This window comes from Microbacterium umsixpiens (assembly GCF_053543675.1).
In genome coordinates this window covers 30,814-31,808 of sequence record NZ_JBLVOH010000028.1, presented here as the reverse complement: position 1 = coordinate 31,808, position 995 = coordinate 30,814, and the positions used below count along the sequence as shown (strand labels likewise).

The window sequence follows — 995 nt, the reverse complement described above, 5'->3', positions numbered from 1 at the left end:
CCCCCCCCTTCTTCATGTCCGCGGGAGAGCGGTTCAGTAGTAGACCGAGACCTCGAGGCCGACCGGCGACCAGTCGTAGACGTACTTGGCGAGATCGATCGGGAGGTTCACGCAGCCGTGGCTCATCCGCTGGCCGAAGTTGTTGTGCCAGTAGGTGCCGTGGAAGCCGATGTTCGGAGCGAACCAGGTGATCCAGGGGACGTCTTCGGTGCAGTAGGGTGCGCCCTCGTAGCAGCCCATGTCCTGGATGGCCGTGTGCGCGAACACCTTGAAGTTGCCGGCCGGGGTCAGCGTGCCGGGCAACCCGGTCGACACCGCCCAGGACTGCACGACCTCGTTGTTCTGGAACAGGTAGGCGCGCTGCGAGCTCAGGTTGATCTCGATGCGGCGGAACAGGTTGACCGTCTCGAAAGCGGTCTCGCCCACGGTGAGCTTGTAGACCCCGTCGCCGGCGGCGAGCTGCTGAGCGAACTGCTCGGCGATGCCCGACGTGTCGCCGACGGCGCGGCCCACGACGCCCTCCTGCTCGGCCCGCAACACGGTGCCGGCGGAGTCGACGATGTTCGTGGCGTTGACCGGCGCCCGGTCGACGAGACCCGGAAGCGTGTCGACGGTGGCCTGGATGGCCTGGGCGTCGGCTTCGATGCGCAGCTGGCCGTCTTCGTCGACCACGGTCAGCCAGGTGGCTGCGACCGCGGGCTTGACCGGCACGGTGCGTTCGTCGCCGACGTAGAAGCCGATCGTCCCGAGCATCGTGTTCAGCTCGGTGGCGGTGGCGGTGGCGTCGTCGTCGGAGACGGCAGGCAGGGCCTCGGCAGGACCGCCGGGGTATTCGAGAGACGTCTTCCCCGCGGCCACCGCATCGGTGAAGGCGGCGGTGAGATCATCGACGTCGATTCCGGTGCCGGGCTCCGAGGCCGTGACGATGTACTTACCGCCGGCGGGGTCGAATGCGACACCGGCGTCCACCGGGTCTTGGAAGCTCGACGGCACGG

At 67.9% G+C, this 995-nt stretch carries 1 protein-coding gene; it reads right to left on the bottom strand.

Going from position 1 to position 995, the window contains the following annotated elements:
* Nucleotides 1–33 precede the first annotated feature (33 nt).
* A partial coding sequence (locus ACNPM4_RS03005; RefSeq protein ID WP_448984650.1) for a L,D-transpeptidase occupies nt 34–995 on the bottom strand: 962 nt, incomplete at its 5' end.